Below are 13,908 nucleotides of genomic sequence, written 5' to 3' on the forward strand. Positions count from 1 at the left end.
GCCATAGCCCGCCTGACAGGCGACCGATTGCGACGCAGCTCTGCCCCTTTCTGCGCGCCCCGGCCCCCTCTCCGCGACCTTATTTACCCCGGCTGGGTCATTTCGTACCGAACATCCGGTCCCCGGCATCGCCAAGCCCGGGCACGATATAGCCGTGATCGTCAAGCTGCCGGTCAACCGCCGCCGTGACGATGGGCACATCGGGATGCGCCTCTTTCATCTTGGCGATTCCCTCGGGCGAGGCCAGCAGGCACAGGAAACGGATATTCTTCGCCCCCGACTGTTTCAGCAGATCCACCGCCGCTGCCGAGGAATTGCCAGTCGCCAGCATCGGATCGACGACGATAGAGATGCGCTCTTCCATATGTTCGGGCAATTTGCAGTAATATTGCACCGGCTGCAGCGTTTCAGGGTCGCGATACATGCCGATAAAACCGACGCGGGCGGCGGGAATCAGCTCGAGGATACCGTCGAGCAGCCCGTTCCCGGCGCGCAGAATCGAGATCAGGGCAAGCTTCTTGCCTTCGATCGCCGGGGCATCCATTGGCTCGATCGGCGTCTCGATGCGGCGCGTCGTCATCGGCAGGCCACGCGTCACCTCATAGGCCAGCAACAGGCTGATCTCGCGCAGCAATTTGCGGAAACTCGCGGTCGAAGTGTCCTTGTCGCGCATGATCGTAAGCTTGTGCTGAACCAGCGGATGGGTGACGACCGTCAGGTGGTTCGGGGTCAGAATATCCGACATGGGTCAGGCCTCCAGCTTTTTGGCTAATCTCTTCTTCGTATCCGCATCACAGAAAGCGGCGTCAAGCGCCTGAAGGCCCAGTTTGCGGAACTGCCCCTCATCCCAGTCGAAGGCGCGGTGCAATTCTTCATATTCGCGCACCATGCTGCTGTGAAAGAACGGCGGGGCAGCGGTCGAGATCGTCACCTTCACGCCGCGCCGGTCCAGCTCGCTGACGGGATGGTGGCGCATATCGGGGTAAAGCCCGAACGCGGTATTCGAAAGCGGGCAGACCTCCAATACGATGCCCTGTTCCGCCAGTTCCTCCACCAGCGCGAGATCTTCGATGGCGCGCACGCCATGCCCGATCCGCGCAGGTCTCAGCGCGCGCAGCGTTTCGCGGATCGCCTCCGGGCCGCGCCATTCGCCGGCATGGACGCTCAGGCACAGCCCGGCCTCACGGGCGCAGTCAAAGCCCCAGGCGAAATCACCGGGGTCGAGCACGCTCTCATCACCCCCCATGCCAAAGCCGGTGATGAACCCCCCCGCCACCTCTGCCGCCGCCAGCGCCGCGCGTTTCGCACGCTCCGGCCCAAAATGCCGGATCGCGGTGGCGATGCCACGGAATGTGACGCCAAACCCCGCTTCGGCGGCGGCGGCTGCCTCGCGGATTGCCGCGATGTAATCAGCGAATGCCGCCGCATCGCCACCGCCACAAAGATCGGGCGAGATGAAAACCTCACTATAGATCACTCCCGAAGCAGCGCTCTGCTTCGCCACGGCAAGCATCAGCCGGTGGTAATCTCCGGGCCGGCGCAATACCGAAGCAGCCGCCTCACAGACCTTCAGGAAATGCGGAAAATCGCGCCAGGCATAGCCACCATCCGCGCCAAAAATCCCGGAAATATCCTCGCGCTTTTCCGCGGCCAGCCCCCGGATGAAAGAGGCCGGCGCCGCCCCTTCCAGATGCAGATGCAACTCCACCTTCGGCAGCTCTGCAAATTCGCTCATATTCATCTGTCCTTAAATATCCCGGGGGCTCCGGGGGCTGGCCCCCGGCCCAACGCCTCACAAAAACGACCGCCCGGGCCCGGGCAATGCCACGCCCAGATGCGCCGCCACACTTGCCCCCACATCCGTAAAGGCCCGGAGCCCGATCCCGCGCCGACCCGCGCCATAGCCCAGCACCGGCACCCGTTCTCGTGTATGTTCCGTACCGGGCCAGGTCGGGTCATTGCCATGATCGGCGGTAAAGATCGCCAGATCTCCGGGCCCAAGCCGGTCGAGAAAGCGGGGCAGGGCGGCGTCAAAGCTTTCCAGGGCCCGCGCATAGCCCGCAACATCGCGGGGATGGCCGTAAAGCGTATCGAATTCAACGAGATTCGCGAATACCAGGGCGCCGTCTTCGGCCTCACCGCCCAGCCGGACCAGATGGTCAAAGAGATCGGCATCGGACTGGCCCTTCCAGAGTTTCCCGATCCCCCGCATCGAGAAAATATCGCCGATCTTGCCGATCCCGTGCACCATGCCGCCCGCAGCCATCACATGTTCCGGCAGCGTCGGGGCCGGGGGCAGATGCGCATAATCACGCCGGTTGGCGGTGCGGTGAAACGCGTCGCAATCTCCGGTAAAGGGCCGCGCGATCACCCGGCCAACCCGGCGCGCATGCAGAGAGGGCGCAAGCGCTGCACAGAGGGCCAGCAGCCGGTCCAGCCCGAACCAGTCCTCATGCGCCGCGATCTGGACCACGCTGTCGGCCGAAGTATAGCAGATCGGCCAGCCGCTGCGTTTGTGATCCTCGCAAAAGCGCCGGATCACTGGCAGGCCCGAGGCATGGCAGTTTCCCAGGATCCCCCCGGTTCCGGCGAGCCGGCAGACCTCGGCCACCAGATCCGGCGGAAAGGCGGGGGTCTCATCGGGGAAAAGCGTCCAGTCCCATGGAACGGGCACGCCCGCGAGCTCCCAATGGCCCGAAGGCGTGTCCTTGCCGTTCGAGACTTCCTCAGCCGCGCCCCAAAGGCCCTCGGGCGTGGCCCCGAGCCCTGGCGCCGCTGCGCCCGAGGCCAGCCGAATTGCCGCGCCAAGGCCCAGCCGGTCAAGATTGGGCAAAGAGAGCGGGCCTTTACGGCCCTGATCCGCTGTCCCTGCCGCACAGGCGCGGGCGATATGGAGGAGCGTATTCGCGCCTTCATCGCCAAAAGCTGCCGCATCAGGGGCACCACCGCAGCCGACGGAATCCAGCACGATCAGAAAGGCGCGCGCCATTCAGCCGATCCTTTTCAGCACAAGCGGCCCGTCGCCAGGCGTGCAGCCGCCGGCCATGCGATCCTGCGCAAAGCCCGCCGGATCCGAGATCCGGTAGGCGCGCTGCACTGCGGCCACTGCGGCCTCAGCGCTTTCGATGCTGCTGGCATGGACCATGGCCAGCGGCGCGCCATCCGCCACATCTTCGCCCGGCGCCGCCAGATCGGAAAGCCCGACCGAGGGGTTGATCCGCGCCCCCTCGCGCGTTCTGCCGCCACCAAGCGCCACCACCACATGGCCAAGCGCCTCGCCGTCAATCGCGGTGATGATACCGCCATCTGTCAGACCGGCGGGCGGTGGCACTTCCATCACCACCGGGGCCGAGGGCAGGCGGTCAGGCCAGCGTTCGACAAAATCCGAAGGCCCGCCCTGGGCTGCGACCATACGGCCAAAGATCTCTGCCGCCCGGCCGGAATCCAGGGCTGCAAGGATCTTCGCGGCCCCCGCCTGTGCATCAGTGGCCAGTCCCGCCAGCGCCAGCGCCTCGCCGCCCAGATCGCCGGTCAACAGCCGCAGGTCGGAATTGACCGAAGTGCCAGTCAGCGTTTCCATCACCTCGATCACCTCCAGCGCATTGCCGGCGGCGGTCGCAAGCGGCTGATCCATATCGGTGATCAGCGCCCGCGCCTGACAGCCCGCGCCCTGCGCCACGCTCACCAGGGCCCGCGCCAGCCTTTCGGCATCTTCCAGGGTCTTCATAAAGGCCCCCGAGCCGCATTTCACGTCAAGCACCAGCGCCCCCACCCCGGCCGCGAGCTTTTTCGACAGGATCGAGGCGGTAATCAGGTCGATGCTTTCGACCGTGCCGGTGACGTCGCGGATCGCGTAAAGCCGGCGGTCCGCCGGGGCCAGTGCCTCGCCCGCCGCGACGATCGCGCAGCCGATCCGCGAGACCTGAAGCTGCATCTCGGCCTCGGGCAAAGCGGTGCGCAGCCCCGGGATCGCCTCGAGTTTATCAAGCGTGCCGCCGGTAAAGCCCAGTCCGCGCCCCGAGACCATCGGAACCCAGGCGTCACAGGCGGCCAGCGCCGGCGCCAGCAAAAGCGAAATGCAATCGCCGATGCCGCCGGTCGAATGCTTGTCCACCACAGGGCCGGGCAGCGACCAGCGCAACCTGCGCCCGCTGTCACGCATGCCTTCCGTCAGCGCGACGCGCCCTTCATCCGACAGACCGCGCAAAAGCACCGCCATCGCGAAAGCTCCCGCCTGGGCGTCAGAGACCGCGCCGCTGGCAAGTCCGAGCGCGAAGCCGCGCAGGTCTTCCTCATCGGGGGTATTGCCGTCGCGGAGGGTCGCGATGACGCGGGCGGGCTCCATCTCAGGCGGCCCCGCCGCTTTCGGCGCGGGCCATATGTGCTGCGCCGAAAGCGCCGGGCAACAGCTCGGCCACGGTCATGTTCAGGGTCTTGCCCTCGGTGGTGGCGAGTGTCACGACCACGTCAGGGGCAGCGAATTCGGCGATTTTCTGACGGCAGCCACCGCAACAGGGCACCGGTTCGGGGCTGTCGGCGATGACCAGGAGGCCGGCGATCCGGCGCTCGCCGGCGGCGCACATGGCGGCGATGGCGCCGGCCTCGGCGCAGGTGCCTTCGGGATAGGCGATGTTCTCGACATTGACACCGGTAAACACGGCGCCGCTGGTCGTGCGCAGTGCCACCCCGACCTTAAAGCCCGAATAGGGCGCATAGGCATGATCGCGGATGCGGGTTGCGGGCGCGCGCAGGCTCTCATTCGGCATCGGTTACTCCGGGATATGCCAGCCAACCCTGGCGCGAAGGCGCTGGCGCCGCAAGCGCGCTGATCTGACGGGCGCCGTGGGCGGCACAGCCTGACCATGGCAGGTTGACCCTGACGGGGGCGGGGTCTAGGACCAGATCAACCCCAGATCCGGAGAAAACACCATGCCAACCTGGTCCGCTCTGACGACGCTTACCGGCGAAGAGGCCGCCCGCGCGCTTGGCGAAGCGATCGAGGACCAGGAGCCCGAGCCCTATGGCGTCGGCGTTTTCGAGGTCGAGGACGGGTCCGGCCTCTGGGAGGTGGGTGCCTATTATACCGAAGTGCCCGATGACATAGTGCTGGATATCCTCGCCGCCGCCTATGGCGCGAAAAGCTTCCTGATTTCCGAGCTTCCCGAGGTCGACTGGGTCGCCAAAGTGCAGCGCGAGCTGCATCCGGTCGATGCCGGGCGTTTCTTTGTGTTTGGCAGCCACGATGCAGATAAAGTGCCCGAGGGCCGCGTCGCGCTGCAGATCGAGGCGACCATGGCCTTTGGCACTGGCCATCACGGCACCACGCTGGGCTGCCTTCTGGCGTTCGACAAGCTTTACGAAGAGGGCTATCGCCCCGCCAAAGTCGCCGATATCGGCGCGGGCACGGCGGTGCTGGCGATGGCAGCCGCGAAAATGCTGCCCGATGCGCTGGTGATTGCCTCGGATATCGACCCGGTGGCGGTGGATGTTGCCAGGGCCAATGTGGCGATCAATGATCTGGAGGGCCGGATCGACTGCGTCGAGGCCGCCGGGTTCGATCACCGCAGGCTGCGCGACGAGGCGCCCTGGGATCTGGTCTTTGCCAATATCCTGAAAGGGCCGCTGGTCGAACTGGCACCGGTCATGTCGAAAATGACAAAGCCGGGATCGAAGGTGATTCTTTCCGGCCTGCTGGTCGTTCAGGCGGAAAGCATCGTTGAAAGTTACGTGGCTTCGCGGTTTCGTTTGCAACACAGAAACGATCTGGGTGAATGGTCGGCATTGATCATGGAGCGTGTGTAAACACCTGAAAATGCAAATAAAAATTGCAATGATTTGAAGGTGTTCGGGGCAATTGCCCCAATTCCGCCATATTTAAAACGCATGAATTCCTTATGGCGGGGGCCATGGGAGTAGCTGGTCATGACTTTGGCTGACCCGAATTACAAAACATTCTCCGGGCGTCTGCGCCGGATCGAAAAGGCCCATCGCAAGGGCTACGGTTTCGAGGCCAAAGGCACTATGGGCCGGTCGTCGACCTGGCAGCGCGAGCGTACATTTGGCAGGACGATCCGGGCGGTATTGGTCCTGCTCATGATTGGCTGGATCATGAAAGGCGCCATCTATTTTTATGTTGGCGACGAGGTTTATGAGCAGCGCGTGGCAGATCTCGCGACCGGCAGCGATTTCGACCCGATCGCGGCGAAAATCATGTCCGCCGATCCGGTAACTAAGCTGGTGGCCTCTTTCCTGGGCGAAGTGTTCCCGGCACAGCGCCAGTAATCCAGGCCTCGCGGCTGCGCGCCCAGGTTCCGTACCAGCTGGTCGCTGTCGTCTGATCTTCCGTATACTGTTCTGCGCGAGACCGCCCCGGCCGATGCCGCGTGGCGGTTTTCTCACTCGTGGAGCAGCCAGGCGCATCAGGCATGGGCGAAAGGCACTGGTATCAGACTGGCGTGGAGAAAGAAAACAAGGGCCCTGAAAAGCAGAAGGACCGCCTGCGACTTCTGTCGCGAGACGGTCCCTTACTTGTCCTGTGACCCGTTCGGTCAGGGAGACTGAGGAGTGACCTCAGCGACCCAGCATCTCGATGTCACCGCGGCACAGGCCGATATCGTCAAGCTCGCGATCCGAGAGCTTCGACAGGGCCTTCCGGGTGACGCGTGCGTCGTTCCAGGCTTTGAAGGCAGCAAAAATGCCACCAAAGCCGTTTACGGCGCGATACGTCGTGATGGCGCCGAACGGCGCAGGGCGGCTCGTTTCGATGGCGGCCATGGGACTGTTTCCTTATCTTTTTAAACTGACTGTTTTGCGGGCGATCATCGCCTCGTGCAGCCAGATAAACGTGCTGCATGTGCAAAGCAAGCCATGCGCCAGCAAGCCCGCAATGCAGTTATTGCATGGCTCAGGACGCAAATCTGCCATGATTCTCGCAGGTCTGATGCTGCACTTGCAGCATTCTGTCGGCAGTATGACGCCGGGTGTCGCTTTCAGCCCCGAAACCGGATCTGTGCCCGGGAACTCCAGGCAGAAAGAACGCGATTGGCGGATGTTCTCTTTTCGTGCTAGTACGGTTCAAAAGCAAAAAGAGGGCAGTGATGCGCGTAATCGGCATTGATCCGGGGCTCAGGAACCTTGGCTGGGGGGTGATTGATGTCGCGGGATCGCGCCTGACCCATGTCGCGAATGGCATCTGCCACTCGGATGCAACGACGGGTGACCTCGCGCGTCGCCTCGCCTCGCTGCATTTCCAGCTGACCCGGGTGTTTCAGGACTGGCAGCCGGAAACGGCGGCTGTCGAACATACCTTCGTCAATAAAGACGCGGTCGCGACGCTGAAGCTCGGCCAGGCGCGGGGGATCGCATTGCTGGTTCCGGCGCAATTCGGGCTGGAGGTCGGGGAATATGCGCCAAATGCGGTGAAAAAAACGGTGGTCGGGGTCGGCCATGCCGCTAAACAACAGGTGGATCATATGGTGCGGCTGCATTTGCCGGGCGCGAAGGTGGCGGGGCCGGATGCGGCGGATGCGCTTGCGATCGCGATCTGCCACGCCCATCACACGCAAAGCGCTGGCCGGTTGCAGGCGGCCGTGAAGCGGGCTGCCGGTTGAAAGGATTTGGGGGATGATCGGAAAGATTTCGGGGCGGCTGGACTGGAAGGGGATCGACACGGTGCTGATCGATTGCCGGGGCGTGGGCTATATTGTTCATGTCTCTGACCGCACGCTGGCGGGCCTGCCGCCCGAGGGCGAGATGGTGGCGCTGTATACCGATCTTCTCGTGCGCGAGGATCTTTTGCAGCTCTTCGGCTTTCCGACCATGATGGAAAAGGAATGGCATAAGCTTCTGATGACGGTGCAGGGGGTGGGCGCCAAGGCCTCGATGGCGATCCTCGGTGCGCTCGGGGCCGAGGGGGCCGCGCGGGCGATCACGCTGGGGGATGCGCGGGCGGTGCAGGCGGCGCCCGGGGTTGGTCCGAAACTGGCGCAGCGCGTGATCCTCGAACTGAAATCGAAAGCGCCATCTCTCATGGCGCGTGGCGCCGGTCTCGCTCATGGCGATGCACCGGTTCTGGAAGAACCCGAAGCCGTGCCTGCGCCGCGCAAAGCCGCAAAGCCGAAACCCCCGTCCGAAGGGGCGATCCGCGCCGCTTATACCGCCGATGCGCTCTCGGCGCTGGCCAATCTCGGTTACGGGACGTCGGATGCGGCCGAGGCCGTGGCGCGGGTCTCGGGCGAAAACCCCGAAGCAGATACGGCGGCGCTGATCCGGCTGGCCCTGAAACTTCTCGCGCCGCGTTAAGCGGGGCTTGATGCGGACCGGCCGTTCTCCATATCTTTGAGAGAAGGAGACCGCAGACCGATGGGAAATATCCGCACTTTCGTCCTGATGGCTGCTTTGACAGCGCTGTTTATGGGGCTGGGCGCGTTGCTCGGAGGCGCCACCGGCGCCGTTGTCGCGCTTTTGATCGCGGCGGCGATGAACCTTTATACATATTGGAATTCCGACAAATCGGTCTTGCGGATGACCGGAGCCCGGGCGGTGGATGAGCGCTCCGCCCCGGATCTGGTGGGCATGGTGTACCAGCTGGCGGATGCCGCCGGGATGCCGCGCCCGAAGGTCTATATTATGGAGACCGCGCAACCCAATGCCTTTGCCACCGGGCGCAACCCGGAGAATGCCGCAGTGGCGGCAACGACGGGCCTGTTGAACAGCCTTTCACGCGAAGAGATCGCGGCGGTGATGGCGCATGAGCTGGCACATATCAAAAACCGCGACACCCTGACGATGACAGTGACCGCGACCTTCGCCGGTGCCATCGCGATGCTTGCGAATTTCGGCATGTTCTTCGGTAATTCCGACCGCGAGCGCCCTGGTGGCATGATCGGAACGATTGCGCTGATGATCCTCGCGCCGATGGCGGCGGGGATCGTGCAAATGGCCATCTCGCGCAGCCGGGAGTATGAGGCGGACCGGCTTGGTGCCGAAATCTGCGGTCGTCCGGACTGGCTCGCCTCTGCGCTGCGCAAGATCGACGGGCTGGCGCGGGGGCGGATGAATGTCCAGGCCGAGAAGGATCCGGCGCTGGCCCATATGTTCATCATCAACCCGCTGAACGGGCGCGGCGCCGATAACCTCTTTTCCACGCATCCCGCGACGGAAAACCGGATCGCGGCCCTGATGGAGCTGCGCCCGACCCGTCAGGAGGGCAATATCGGCCGCAGTTCCGTTCCGAAATCCGGGCGCAAGATCCGCCAGGACCCATGGGGCTGAGAGCGCGCCTCCTTCCGGCTTCAGTTGAGTAACTGGATCAGGGGAAAATGAACGCCCTCTGACTTAAATGCTTCTGCCGGAGGCATCGCGCCGCAGGGCACGACAAGCTGCCCGGATTTGCCTCTTCCGGCGGCTTGCAAAGCGCGCGCCGTTCGGGGATTGTTCCGCCCATGACCCAGCCCGACCCCTCGCTTCGCCCTGACCGCCTGCCCGAAGACAGTGACCGCGCGCTGCGCCCTCAGGCATTGGAGGATTTTACCGGCCAGGCCGAGGCCCGCGCCAATCTGCGCGTCTTCATCGAAAGCGCGAAAATGCGCGGCGAGGCGATGGATCACACCTTGTTCCATGGCCCGCCTGGCCTTGGCAAAACCACCCTGGCGCAGATCATGGCACGCGAACTGGGCGTGGGATTTCGCATGACCTCGGGGCCCGTACTGGCGCGTCCAGGCGATCTTGCCGCCATCCTCACCAATCTCGAGCCGCGCGATGTGCTGTTCATCGACGAGATCCACCGGCTGTCCCCGATCGTCGAAGAAGTGCTTTATCCTGCGATGGAGGATTTCGCGCTGGATCTGGTGATCGGCGAGGGGCCGGCGGCGCGCACGGTCCGGATTGACCTGCAGCCTTTCACTCTGGTCGGCGCCACCACGCGCCTTGGCCTCCTGACCACCCCCCTGCGCGACCGGTTCGGCATCCCGACCCGGCTGCAATTCTATACCGAGGATGAACTGTTTCGCATCGTCTCGCGCGGCGCGGGCCTGCTTGGCATCGAGGCCGACGAGCCGGGCTGCCGCGAGATCGCGCGGCGTGCGCGTGGCACGCCCCGTATCGCCGGCCGTCTTTTGCGCCGGGTGGTCGATTTCGCGCTGGTCGAGGCCGGCGGCCGCATCAGCCGCGAGCTTGCCGATCGCGCTTTGACCCGGCTTGGCGTTGACACGATCGGGCTCGATGGGGCCGACCGCCGCTACCTCTCGCTGCTTGCCGAGAATTACGGCGGCGGCCCGGTCGGCGTGGAGACCATTGCCGCCGCGCTGTCAGAGCCGCGCGACGCGCTGGAAGAGGTGATCGAGCCCTATCTGCTGCAACAGGGTCTGATTCAGCGCACCCCGCGCGGGCGGATGCTTGCCGCCAAAGCCTGGCGCCATCTCGGGCTCGTGGCCCCGCGCCCGCCTCAGGGGCAGAGTGATTTCTTCCAGGACTGATCTCCGCACTCTGGGATAAATATTCAGACTTAAGACGCCGGGCGCTGGCTGCTGCGCCGGGGCTTCTTGCACCCGGTGGGGCCATATGGGTAATATAGGCGCACAGACGTTAAGCCCCCAAGGATGCCCGCTATGACCCTGCCAGCCCCGGACACCAAGATCGTCACCACCTGGAAAGTGGCCTGCGACGGCGGCGAGGGCGCTCTGGGTCATCCGCGCGTCTGGCTTGCGATCCCGCAGGACAGCGGCTTTGTCGAATGCGGCTATTGCGACCGCCGGTTCGAGATCGACCGTGCCCATGCGCATGACGATCACTGAAAAAGCCCGCTAACCCCGGCCTTCATTTCGCAGACCAGCGATGCAGTTTTCCGTCCGTCTCCGCAACGGAGAGGTCTGCTTGCGCTGATTGATTTTTATACCTTTGGCCGCCAGCCATTTCGTGCAGCGTTTTCCCGGGGAGATCGCGCTGCAACGGGCGCGTTTCGCAGACATGATCCCCGCGCAGTGCGCTTTGCGCCGCGCAACGCGGGGATCGGGGGGCTCAATGCGCCTCAGCCCAGTTGCGGCCGGTGCCCGCTTCGACGACAAGGCGCACATCCAGCTTCACCGCCGGGTCAGAGGCGGTTTCCATCACCTCTTTCGCAACCGCAATCAGACGGTCTGCCTCAGCTTCCGCCACCTCGAACAAAAGCTCGTCATGCACCTGGAGGAGCATCCGCGCGTCGATGCCCGCAATCGCGGCCGGCATCCGGATCATGGCGCGGCGGATCACATCGGCAGCGGTGCCCTGGATCGGCGCGTTGATCGCGGCGCGTTTGGCGAAACCAGCGCCCGGGCCTTTGGCGTTGATCTGCGGTGTGTTGATGCGGCGCCCGAACAGGGTCTGCACGAATTCATGCTTTTTCGCGAAGTCGATGGTCTCGTCCATATAGGCGCGGATGCCGGGGAAGCGTTCGAAATAGCGGTCGATGAAGCCCTGGGCCTCGGCGCGGGGAATGCGGAGGTTGCGCGCCAGACCAAAGCCCGAAATCCCGTAGATCACCCCGAAATTGATCGCTTTCGCCTGGCGGCGGATCATCGGATCCATGCCTTCGACCGGCACGCCGAACATCTCGGAGGCGGTCATCGCGTGGATGTCGAGCCCGTCTTTGAACGCCTGTTTCAGCGCCGGGATATCGGCGATATGGGCGAGGATCCTGAGCTCGATCTGGGAATAGTCGAGCGAGACCAGCACCCGGCCTTCTGGGGCCACAAAGGCTTCGCGGATGCGGCGGCCTTCTTCGGTGCGAACGGGGATGTTTTGCAGGTTCGGATCGGTCGAGGCGAGGCGCCCGGTATTGGCGCCCGCAATCGAGTAAGAAGTATGCACCCGCCCGGTTTCCGGGTTGATCGCCTGTTGCAGCGCATCGGTATAGGTTGATTTCAGTTTGGCGATCTGGCGCCAGTCCAGGATCTTTGCCGCCAGCTTCGCGCCCTGCGGATGGCTGTCTTCCAGCGTGGTGATGTCTTCGAGGATATCGGCGCCGGTGCCATAGGCGCCAGTCTTGCCCTTTTCGCCGCCCGGAACGCCAAGACGGTCAAAGAGCACTTCCCCCAGCTGTTTCGGGGAGCCGGGGTTGAATTTTTCGCCCGCGATTTCAACGATCTCGTCTTCATATTGCGCGAGCTTTTGCGCGAAAGCATTCGACATGCGCGACAGCGTATCGCGGTCGACTTTGACCCCGGCCATCTCCATTTCCGCCAGCACCGTGACCAGCGGGCGTTCCAGCGTCTCATAGACGGTGGTAACCTTTTCGCGGTGCAGGCGCGGCCTGAACTGCTGCCAGAACCGCAAGGTCACATCGGCATCTTCCGCCGCATAGGCCGATGCTGCCGCGATCTCGACCTTGTCGAAGGTCACCTGAGATTTGCCGGTACCGATCAGATCCTTGATCGGTTTGGTGTGGTGACCAAGATATTTCTCGGAAAGCTCATCCATGCCGTGATTGTTGAGGCCGGCGAACATCGCATAGCTCATCAGCATCGTATCGTCGAAGGGCGCGATCCGGATTGACGGATGCTGACGCGCGAAAATCTTCCAGTCATATTTGATATTCTGGCCGATTTTCAGGATCGACGGATCCTCCAGCACCGGTTTCAGCTTTGCCAGCACCTCAGCCGGATCCAGCTGGCCCGCCACCCGCTCGGCCGCACCGAAGAGATCATCACCGCCCTTCACATGCGCCAGCGGGATATAGGCGGCAATGCCGGTATCGACGGAAAGCGAGATCCCCACCAGATCCGCCTGCATCTCATCCAGCGAGGTGGTCTCGGTATCGACCGCGACATGGCCGATCTCGCGGATGCGCGCGATCCAGGCATCCAGCGTGGCATGATCGGTGATGGTGACGTAACCCGCCTCACTGATCGCGGGCACCTCCACCTCGGTCGCGACGGCGGCGGCGGGTTTCGCCGCCTCAATCACCGGCACCTCGACCTTCAGCTTTTCGGCCACCCGGCGCGACAGACCGCGAAACTCCATATGGGTCAGAAAGCCCAGCAGCTTTTCGGCATCGGGCTTCAGCACTTCCAGCTGATCCAGCGTCACCTCCAGCGGCACATCGGCATCAAGCGAGACAAGCTGTTTCGAGGTCAGGATCTGGGCGCGGTTGTCGATCAATGTCTCGCGCCGTTTGGGCTGTTTGATCTCGCTCGCGCGGTCGAGCAGCTCTTCCAGCGAGCCATATTCATTGATCAGCAAAGCCGCCGTTTTCAGCCCGATCCCCGGCGCGCCTGGCACATTATCGACCGCATCCCCGGCCAGCGCCTGGACATCGATCACCCGGTCCGGTCCGACGCCGAATTTCTCGAACACCTCATCCGGGCCGATCTGGCGGTTCTTCATCGGCTCCAGAATATCGACACCTGGGCGCACCAGCTGCATCAGATCCTTGTCGGACGAAATGATCGTGGCCGATCCCCCGGCCTCGACGGCAAGCCGCGCGAGGGTCGCAATGATGTCATCGGCCTCAAACCCCTCCTGTTCGATACAGGCGACATTGAAGGCGCGCGTCGCCTCGCGCGTCAGCGGGAACTGGGGGCGCAGATCCTCGGGCGGCGGCGGACGGTTCGCCTTATAGTCGGGGTAGATATCGTTGCGGAAGGTCTTTGACGAATGGTCAAACACCACGGCGATATGGGTGGCGGCGCCGGAAGAGCGCTCTTTCGTGATTTCGCCCCAGAGGATATTCGAGAACCCCTGCACCGCGCCGACCGGCGTGCCATCGGATTTCGTCAGAGGCGGCAGCGCATGATAGGCCCGGAAAATATAGGCCGAGCCGTCGATCAGATGCAGGTGATGGCCTTTACCGAACGTCATGTCATGCTCCCCGTTCTGTCAGGCGGCAGATATGGCAGAGACCGGCGGCGCGGTCCAGCCGGGCGGAGGCTTTGG

Annotated in this window: 15 protein-coding genes; 8 read left to right on the forward strand and 7 right to left on the reverse strand. The window is 63.7% G+C overall.

Annotated features, from left to right (window positions below):
* Positions 1-97 precede the first annotated feature (97 nt).
* From upp to AC4FS3_RS19470, 5 genes are read right to left on the reverse strand one after another with little or no spacing between them, the layout of a single operon-like run.
* Complete coding sequence (upp, locus tag AC4FS3_RS19450; protein WP_198838022.1) at positions 98-733, reverse strand: uracil phosphoribosyltransferase; 636 nt, start codon at positions 731-733, stop codon at positions 98-100.
* A gap of 15 nt (positions 734-748) precedes the next feature.
* A complete protein-coding gene (locus AC4FS3_RS19455) occupies positions 749-1,735 on the reverse strand; it encodes an adenosine deaminase (protein WP_491021922.1) in 987 nt (328 codons plus the stop codon).
* 57 nt (positions 1,736-1,792) lie between these two features.
* Positions 1,793-2,989 carry a phosphopentomutase gene (locus AC4FS3_RS19460; RefSeq protein WP_491021923.1) on the reverse strand — a complete coding sequence of 399 codons (1,197 nt, stop codon included), beginning with the start codon at positions 2,987-2,989 and terminating at the stop codon, positions 1,793-1,795.
* On the reverse strand, positions 2,990-4,345 hold the full coding sequence (locus AC4FS3_RS19465; RefSeq protein WP_491021924.1) for a thymidine phosphorylase: 1,356 nt from the start codon (positions 4,343-4,345) through the stop codon (positions 2,990-2,992). It lies immediately after the preceding gene.
* A gap of 1 nt (position 4,346) precedes the next feature.
* Positions 4,347-4,766, reverse strand: coding sequence for a cytidine deaminase (locus tag AC4FS3_RS19470; RefSeq protein ID WP_198837997.1), 420 nt, complete (start codon positions 4,764-4,766; stop codon positions 4,347-4,349).
* A gap of 163 nt (positions 4,767-4,929) precedes the next feature.
* Between AC4FS3_RS19470 and AC4FS3_RS19475 the strand changes: the two genes are divergently transcribed.
* Positions 4,930-5,802 (forward strand): 50S ribosomal protein L11 methyltransferase, encoded by an 873-nt coding sequence (locus AC4FS3_RS19475; protein ID WP_491021925.1) that lies wholly within the window; start codon positions 4,930-4,932, stop codon positions 5,800-5,802.
* Positions 5,803-5,922: 120 nt separating this feature from the next.
* The gene (locus AC4FS3_RS19480; RefSeq protein WP_491021926.1) at positions 5,923-6,282 is read left to right on the forward strand and encodes a hypothetical protein; all 360 of its coding nucleotides are present in this window, start codon (positions 5,923-5,925) and stop codon (positions 6,280-6,282) included.
* A 288-nt stretch (positions 6,283-6,570) separates the two neighbouring features.
* Here AC4FS3_RS19480 and AC4FS3_RS19485 read toward each other — a convergent pair whose 3' ends face one another.
* Entirely contained in the window at positions 6,571-6,774 is a 204-nt protein-coding gene (locus AC4FS3_RS19485; protein ID WP_092895596.1) for a DUF1127 domain-containing protein, read from the reverse strand.
* On the opposite strand from AC4FS3_RS19485, the gene AC4FS3_RS19490 reads away from it, so the two are divergent.
* The 6 genes from AC4FS3_RS19490 (at position 6,773) to AC4FS3_RS19515 (ending at position 10,793) form a co-directional block, all read left to right on the forward strand.
* Complete coding sequence (locus AC4FS3_RS19490) at positions 6,773-7,117, forward strand: hypothetical protein (RefSeq protein ID WP_491021927.1); 345 nt, start codon at positions 6,773-6,775, stop codon at positions 7,115-7,117. The two genes, AC4FS3_RS19485 and AC4FS3_RS19490, sit on opposite strands and share 2 nt — an antisense overlap.
* Complete coding sequence (ruvC, locus tag AC4FS3_RS19495; protein ID WP_198837993.1) at positions 7,098-7,610, forward strand: crossover junction endodeoxyribonuclease RuvC; 513 nt, start codon at positions 7,098-7,100, stop codon at positions 7,608-7,610. The genes AC4FS3_RS19490 and ruvC overlap by 20 nt, the downstream gene beginning before the upstream one ends.
* 13 nt (positions 7,611-7,623) lie before the next feature.
* Entirely contained in the window at positions 7,624-8,301 is a 678-nt protein-coding gene (ruvA, locus tag AC4FS3_RS19500) for a Holliday junction branch migration protein RuvA (RefSeq protein ID WP_491021928.1), read from the forward strand.
* A gap of 60 nt (positions 8,302-8,361) precedes the next feature.
* Positions 8,362-9,273 (forward strand): zinc metalloprotease HtpX, encoded by a 912-nt coding sequence (htpX, locus tag AC4FS3_RS19505; protein WP_491021929.1) that lies wholly within the window; start codon positions 8,362-8,364, stop codon positions 9,271-9,273.
* 170 nt (positions 9,274-9,443) lie between these two features.
* Positions 9,444-10,475, forward strand: coding sequence for a Holliday junction branch migration DNA helicase RuvB (gene ruvB, locus AC4FS3_RS19510; protein WP_491021930.1), 1,032 nt, complete (start codon positions 9,444-9,446; stop codon positions 10,473-10,475).
* A gap of 132 nt (positions 10,476-10,607) precedes the next feature.
* On the forward strand, positions 10,608-10,793 hold the full coding sequence (locus tag AC4FS3_RS19515; protein WP_092895602.1) for a zinc-finger domain-containing protein: 186 nt from the start codon (positions 10,608-10,610) through the stop codon (positions 10,791-10,793).
* 223 nt (positions 10,794-11,016) lie between these two features.
* Here AC4FS3_RS19515 and polA read toward each other — a convergent pair whose 3' ends face one another.
* Complete coding sequence (polA, locus tag AC4FS3_RS19520) at positions 11,017-13,833, reverse strand: DNA polymerase I (RefSeq protein WP_491021931.1); 2,817 nt, start codon at positions 13,831-13,833, stop codon at positions 11,017-11,019.
* Positions 13,834-13,908 lie beyond the last annotated feature (75 nt).

This window comes from Pseudogemmobacter sp. TB195 (genome assembly GCF_058313095.1).

Coding starts and splice junctions, on each gene's coding strand:
- AC4FS3_RS19455 (WP_491021922.1), bottom strand. CDS start 1,735: ATGAGCGAATTTGCAGAGCTGCCGAAGGTGGAGTTGCATCTGCATCTG.
- AC4FS3_RS19460 (WP_491021923.1), bottom strand. CDS start 2,989: ATGGCGCGCGCCTTTCTGATCGTGCTGGATTCCGTCGGCTGCGGTGGT.
- AC4FS3_RS19465 (WP_491021924.1), bottom strand. CDS start 4,345: ATGGAGCCCGCCCGCGTCATCGCGACCCTCCGCGACGGCAATACCCCC.
- AC4FS3_RS19470 (WP_198837997.1), bottom strand. CDS start 4,766: ATGCCGAATGAGAGCCTGCGCGCGCCCGCAACCCGCATCCGCGATCAT.
- AC4FS3_RS19475 (WP_491021925.1), top strand. CDS start 4,930: ATGCCAACCTGGTCCGCTCTGACGACGCTTACCGGCGAAGAGGCCGCC.
- AC4FS3_RS19480 (WP_491021926.1), top strand. CDS start 5,923: ATGACTTTGGCTGACCCGAATTACAAAACATTCTCCGGGCGTCTGCGC.
- AC4FS3_RS19490 (WP_491021927.1), top strand. CDS start 6,773: ATGGGACTGTTTCCTTATCTTTTTAAACTGACTGTTTTGCGGGCGATC.
- AC4FS3_RS19485 (WP_092895596.1), bottom strand. CDS start 6,774: ATGGCCGCCATCGAAACGAGCCGCCCTGCGCCGTTCGGCGCCATCACG.
- ruvC (WP_198837993.1), top strand. CDS start 7,098: ATGCGCGTAATCGGCATTGATCCGGGGCTCAGGAACCTTGGCTGGGGG.
- ruvA (WP_491021928.1), top strand. CDS start 7,624: ATGATCGGAAAGATTTCGGGGCGGCTGGACTGGAAGGGGATCGACACG.
- htpX (WP_491021929.1), top strand. CDS start 8,362: ATGGGAAATATCCGCACTTTCGTCCTGATGGCTGCTTTGACAGCGCTG.
- ruvB (WP_491021930.1), top strand. CDS start 9,444: ATGACCCAGCCCGACCCCTCGCTTCGCCCTGACCGCCTGCCCGAAGAC.
- AC4FS3_RS19515 (WP_092895602.1), top strand. CDS start 10,608: ATGACCCTGCCAGCCCCGGACACCAAGATCGTCACCACCTGGAAAGTG.
- polA (WP_491021931.1), bottom strand. CDS start 13,833: ATGACGTTCGGTAAAGGCCATCACCTGCATCTGATCGACGGCTCGGCC.